Source organism: Pseudorhodobacter sp. (genome assembly GCF_030452865.1).
Classification (GTDB): domain Bacteria; phylum Pseudomonadota; class Alphaproteobacteria; order Rhodobacterales; family Rhodobacteraceae; genus Pseudorhodobacter.
Genome location: NZ_JAKDLJ010000225.1, coordinates 1 through 6,054, shown reverse-complemented (window position 1 = coordinate 6,054; position 6,054 = coordinate 1). Strand labels below are relative to the sequence as shown.

At 60.6% G+C, this 6,054-nt stretch carries 6 protein-coding genes; 5 read left to right on the top strand and 1 reads right to left on the bottom strand.

Going from position 1 to position 6,054, the window contains the following annotated elements; all coding sequences use genetic code 11:
• A partial coding sequence (locus L0H65_RS12965; RefSeq protein WP_301459471.1) for a hypothetical protein occupies window positions 1-639 on the bottom strand: 639 nt, incomplete at its 3' end.
• A gap of 118 nt (window positions 640-757) precedes the next feature.
• On the opposite strand from L0H65_RS12965, the gene ilvD reads away from it, so the two are divergent.
• From ilvD to L0H65_RS12940, 5 genes are all read left to right on the top strand, one after another.
• Entirely contained in the window at window positions 758-2,491 is a 1,734-nt protein-coding gene (gene ilvD / locus L0H65_RS12960) for a dihydroxy-acid dehydratase (RefSeq protein WP_301459470.1), read from the top strand.
• Window positions 2,472-3,044 carry a hypothetical protein gene (locus tag L0H65_RS12955; RefSeq protein WP_301459469.1) on the top strand — a complete coding sequence of 191 codons (573 nt, stop codon included), beginning with the start codon at window positions 2,472-2,474 and terminating at the stop codon, window positions 3,042-3,044. The genes ilvD and L0H65_RS12955 overlap by 20 nt, the downstream gene beginning before the upstream one ends.
• 134 nt (window positions 3,045-3,178) lie before the next feature.
• Window positions 3,179-3,952, top strand: a complete 774-nt coding sequence (locus tag L0H65_RS12950) for a DUF6478 family protein (protein WP_301459468.1) — start codon at window positions 3,179-3,181, stop codon at window positions 3,950-3,952.
• A 25-nt stretch (window positions 3,953-3,977) separates the two neighbouring features.
• Window positions 3,978-4,352, top strand: a complete 375-nt coding sequence (locus L0H65_RS12945) for a hypothetical protein (protein WP_301459467.1) — start codon at window positions 3,978-3,980, stop codon at window positions 4,350-4,352.
• Window positions 4,353-4,535: 183 nt separating this feature from the next.
• On the top strand, window positions 4,536-6,054 hold a 1,519-nt coding region (locus L0H65_RS12940), incomplete at its 3' end, for an NADPH-dependent 2,4-dienoyl-CoA reductase (protein ID WP_301459466.1).

The window sequence follows — 6,054 nt, the reverse complement described above, 5'->3', positions numbered from 1 at the left end:
CCGTGGCGGATAGACAATGCCCCGAAACGGTGGAAAATCGGCATATCGCGCGCGGCGCTTGGCCAAGCCTTCGCCCGGCTCGCCATCCGCTGAAAGTAATTTACCGCGTGGCGCAATATATGAGGAAATACTGCGCATTGGTGCCTCGCGCCATGTCAGATTGAATGCGGCATTGACCGGGAAAAACCACATCTCATGATACGGCAGGTGGTCATGGACCCACCATGCCAGATCCCGCCAGTCACGGCCAACGTTATACTGATCGGCAAACCACGGCACCACGACCGACACACAAGCCCCCATCCGCCCCGCCTCATCACGCCGGTCCCAGATATGACCGGCATAGTTCGCCTCATTGCGCGCGCATTTCAGATCATGCTGGTTGCCAAATCCATTGACGCTTGGGCTCCGATAGGCCGACCGCACCGCAATCGGGCCGAAGGTTTCCACCAAGGGATCCAGCAGGTCCTGACAAAATGCCTGCCCTGCTGCGACGAACAGGGCGCGGTCATCGGGCAAATTGGGGATGGCGTGAAAATTTCCAATCTCTGAATACAGAAAATCCCGCGCGTAGAAATGCTGTGACAACCGGGTGCGCCCCAGTTTCTCCAACGCGGCAAGTGAAGTGATCGCGCCCATGTAACCCCGTTTTCGTTGCGAAAATCCTAAGCCGTAGTCGCGCCGCTTGCAATCGCGTCTTGCCCCTGCCCCGCCACCGCCTTATCCATTTGCGCAAGCGAATTCCCGGAGGACAACCATGACCAACCAGCGTTTCGACAAATCCAAACTCCCGTCCCGCCATGTCACCGAAGGGCCGGAACGCGCGCCGCATCGGTCGTATTTCTATGCGATGGGGATTACGGAGGAGGAGATTCACCAGCCATGGGTTGGCGTTGCGACCTGTTGGAATGAGGCCGCCCCTTGCAATATCGCGCTGAACCGACAGGCTCAGATCGTCAAGCATGGCGTCAAAAAAGGCGGCGGCACCCCGCGAGAATTCACCACGATTACCGTCACCGACGGAATCGCGATGGGGCATGAAGGCATGCGCAGCAGCCTCGCCTCCCGCGATGCGATTGCCGACACGGTTGAACTGACCATGCGCGGCCATTGCTATGATGCGCTCGTTGGCCTCGCGGGCTGTGACAAATCCTTGCCGGGGATGATGATGGCGATGGTTCGCCTCAACGTGCCATCGGTGTTTATTTACGGCGGGTCGATCCTGCCGGGCCGCTACAAGGGCCAGGATATCACCGTGCAGGATATGTTCGAAGCGGTCGGTCAGCATCAGGCGGGCACATTGTCGGATGCAGAGTTGGAGATCATGGAGCGCGTGGCTTGCCCCTCCTCCGGCGCTTGTGGGGCGCAATACACCGCCAACACCATGGCTTGTGTGTCGGAGGCGATTGGCCTTGCGCTGATGAACTCCTCCAGCGCACCCGCGCCTTACGAATCGCGCGACCAATATGGTGAGGCCTCGGGCGTTGCCGTGATGAACTTGATCGAGAAGAACATCCGCGCCCGCGATGTCGTGACCCGCAAGGCGCTGGAAAACGCCGCTCGTGTGGTGGCTTGCACGGGCGGCTCCACCAACGCCGCCTTGCATCTTCCGGCGATTGCGCATGAGGCTGGTATTGAGTTTGATCTGTTTGATGTCGCCGATATCATGCGCGACACGCCGTATTTCGTCGATCTGCGGCCCGGTGGCAAATATGTTGCCAAAGACCTGCATGAAGTGGGCGGCGTTGCGGTGGTGATGAAGGAACTCTCGAAAATCGGGCTTATGCACCTCGATTGCATCACTGCCTCTGGCCGCACTATGGGCGAAGAGCTGGAGAAGATCACGGGGGAGGCTGATGGCCGCGTGATTTACCCCGCCGCCACGCCTCTGACCAAAACCGGCGGCGTTGTCGGCCTCAAAGGCAACCTCGCGCCCGATGGTGCCATCGTCAAGGTCGCGGGTATCGCCACCCAGCACCAGCGCTTTGTCGGCCCGGCCCGCGTGTTTGAATGTGAAGAAGAAGCCTTCGCCGCGGTCCAGGCCCGCACCTACAAAGAAGGCGAAGTTCTGGTTATCCGCAACGAAGGCCCGGCAGGCGGGCCGGGTATGCGCGAAATGCTGGCCACCACAGCCGCCCTTTCCGGTCAAGGCATGGGCAAAAAGGTCGCGCTGATCACCGATGGGCGCTTCTCGGGGGCTACCCGTGGTTTCTGCGTCGGGCATGTCGGCCCGGAGGCGGCGCATGGCGGCCCGATTGCCCTGTTGCAAAACGGCGATGTCATCACCATTGACGCGGTAAGCGGTGAAATCTCGGTCGCGCTGAGCGATGATGAACTGGCGGGGCGCAAGGCCAACTGGAAAGGCCCGCGCAAAACTGAATATGAAACCGGTGCGATCTGGAAATTTGCAAAGCTGGTGGGTGGTGCGCGTTACGGGGCGGTGACCCATCCGGGCGCGCAGGCGGAGCGTCATGTTTACATGGATCAGTAAGACGCTTCTGCTTCCGTTGCTGATGTCAGGGTGCGTCGCGCCCGGTTCCGGCGACGGAAACGCGCGGCAGACTTTGGCGCTTGCCGGATTGCGCGTCGTGGGGCCATCGGGTTATTGTTCCCTGACCAACACACGGCAGCGGGTGTCGGGTTCGGAATTTGTTGCGGTTGTGCCCTGCAAGGGCCAAGGGGATATGGTGCTCTCGGCAACCATCGGGGCGCCCGGCAGTGCCGATGGCATCAACCTCAGTGCCGCCACCCTGCGACCTTATTTCGCGACCGAGGAGGGCAAAGCCGCGCTGCGTGGCGCGGGCAATCGTACCGATCAGATTGCGGTTCACGCGGTTCAGGATATTCCCGGCGCGGTGATCTTGCGTGTCCGCCGCAAAAGCCCGGGCGAGGTGGGCGAGTCGTGGCGAGCCCTGATGCAGATCAAAGGCCAGTTGATAACGCTATCGGCACGGGCGCGTCAGGGAAAGTCGGTGCCCGAAGGGTCAGAGCGACGTTTGATCGGGCAGTTCGTCGCCACGATGCTGGCTGCGAACACGCTCTGACACCAAAGCAAAGAATATTTTGCGCCGAAACCCCTGCTGAGGGTGGAGTCTTAAGGGATTTCCGTCATAGATGAGGATGTTTCCGATTGGGCAACAATCCATTCGGCAGTACCGCTCTGACTTCAAGGCAGGCCATGACCAAACAAGGCGACCGGATCATTGACAAGCTGCTGCACCGCAGTCTTTTGCGACGCTGGCGCAGGCTGGGTGATTTCGCCACTGGGCTGGACCTTGACAGCCTGCGGCGCTACCGGTCGCAGGCGCTTGCACTGCGCCGCAATCTGGACCGGGTGCTCCATCTGGCCGAACACCGGCTGTCCTTGCCGGTCATCGGATCCAATGCGATCCGCAAACCAATGGGAACCGATTGGGCATGGCGGCCAATGTTGTGGAAAGGCCCGATTCCGGTGCCGGGATTATCCAGCGTGCTGAACAAGACCCTGATCTGCGATGGCACCACCATCTTTCACGACTGCCGGCAAAGTGAGTTGACGGTGCGCCAGATTCGCAACACGCGGGAGGCCGATCTGGCACCTTTCGGCCTGCGGATGGACGTGTTCCGGTTTGACGGTTCATTCCTGTCGTTGGTGGTGGAATTGCCGCCCGAATCGGTGGATGGGCTGCGCCTGACGCATGTGATCCGGCTTGACGCGATTGTAGAGCTGGAAAAACCCTTGGAAATCTTCGCCCGGCTGAACATCAAATATGGGCCGAATGTGGAGCAGGTGGTGCGTGAATTGCCGCTGAACGAGGAGGAGGTGAAGGTGGAATTTGACCTCGCCTATTCAAAGCTCAATGAAAAGCGGGTGGAACGGATGTGGGTTGACCTGATCTTTGAAGGAGCGGAGATGAATCAGATCATCCTGCGCGATCTGACGTTCTCTCGTCGGCCGAGGGCGGAACTGTGATGCAAGCAGCAACAAGGGGGCGATGATGAGTGAGGTCAAACTGGTCAAGACCCGGCTTCGGTCAGGCGTCTGGGAAGGTGTGCTGACTGGAGCAAACGGCACACCCAGAATCGAGGTGATCCATCTGGAGCGTCCGCTGACAGGTGTGGCCGTGGCCGAGATCCCTGACAGCGCCGGGAATTGGTCAGTCCGGGTGCCGATCCCTGCGGATCTGCTGTCCGAAGGCGTACAGACCTTTCTCATTCGCGATGCTGAGACGGGTGACAAGCTCGGCCATTTCACCATCATCACCGGGGTCGCGATGGAAGACGACGTGCGCGCAGAGATTGACCTGTTGCGCGCCGAACTCGACATGCTGAAGCGCGCGTTCCGGCGGCACTGTCTGGAAACTGTAACCTGACGGGGGCGGGGGGCGCTGCCCCCCACTCTGGCCTTGCAGGCCAGTCGCATTGCGCGGCAACGCGACGGTCCCCCCGAGGTATTTTTACCAAGACGAAATCAAGGCGATGTGACGCGGCGTATGGGGTGACAGTGCAAGCGCCGCGCGGCATGATGATGCTGCATTGATTTGAGGGCTCAGAATATGTCGCATTATCCTTACCTGTTGGCCCCTCTTGATCTTGGATTTATGACCTTGCCCAACCGGGTTCTGATGGGCTCCATGCATACCGGGTTGGAAGAAACCGGCGATTGGGGCCGAGTGGCGGAGTTTTATGCGACGCGGGCGCGCGGCGGCGTTGCGCTGATGGTGACCGGGGGAATGGCACCGAACAATGAAGGCGGTGTCTTTCCGGGCGCGGCGGGACTTTATACCGCGCAGGACATTGCCAATCATCGGCGTGTCACAGATGCAGTTCATGCGGCGGGTGGGCGGATCGCGATGCAGATATTGCATGCCGGGCGCTATGCTTACAGCAAGGATTGCGTCTCCGCCTCGGCGATTAAATCCCCCATTTCCCCCTTCGTGCCGCGCGCCTTGGATGAAGAGGGGATTGAAAAGCAGATATCCGACATCGTGACCGCCGCCATCCGCGCCCGTGAAGCCGGATATGACGGCGTGGAGGTGATGGGGTCGGAGGGTTATTTGCTCAACCAGTTCCTCGTCCGCCATGTCAATCAACGCGATGATCGCTGGGGCGGCAGTTATGCCAACCGGATGCGGCTTGCGGTGGAGGTGGTGCGCCGGGTGCGTGCAGCGGTAGGGACCGATTTCATTCTGATTTACCGCATCAGTCTGATTGACTTGATCCCCGACGGCTCCACCTGGGAGGAGGTTGTGCTGCTTGCGAAAGCGATTGAGGCGGCGGGAGCGACAATTCTCAATACCGGAATCGGTTGGCATGAGGCGCGAGTGCCGACGATTGCAACATCCGTTCCCCGTGCCGCGTTTACCTGGCTGACGGCGCGATTGCGCCCCGAAGTCTCCATCCCCGTTATTACTTCCAACCGCATCAACACGCCGGAAGTGGCCGAAGCGCTGTTGGCAGACGGCACAGCGGATATGGTGTCGATGGCGCGGCCGTTCCTTGCCGATCCCGATTTCGTGGTCAAGGCGGCGGCGGGCCGCACGGCGGAGATCGCGCCTTGCATCGCTTGCAATCAGGCCTGCCTCGACCACACTTTCAGCGGCAAGCTGTCGTCCTGTCTGGTCAACCCGCGTGCCTGTGCCGAGACGGAGTTACAATACCTTCCCACCACCGCACCCAAACGCATTGCCGTGGTGGGGGCGGGCGCCGCGGGGATGACCTGCGCAACGATTGCCGCACAACGCGGGCATGACGTGACGTTGTTTGAAGCCTCGGGGCAAGTCGGGGGTTTGCTGAACCTTGCGAAAGTCATTCCGGGGAAAGAGGAGTTTCGGGGCCTGGTCGATTGGTTCGCGCATATGCTGGGCCAATCGGGAGTAACGCTGCGGTTGAACCAACGGGCGGAGGTGGCGGATTTGCAGGGCTTTGATGAGGTGGTGGTTGCCACCGGCGTCACGCCGCGCGATCCGGGGATTGCGGGGCAGGATGCGGCGAATGTGCTGGGCTATGAGGCGATTCTGACCGGTGCTGCGGTAGGTCGGCGCGTCGCGATCATTGGTGCAGGGGGCATTGGTT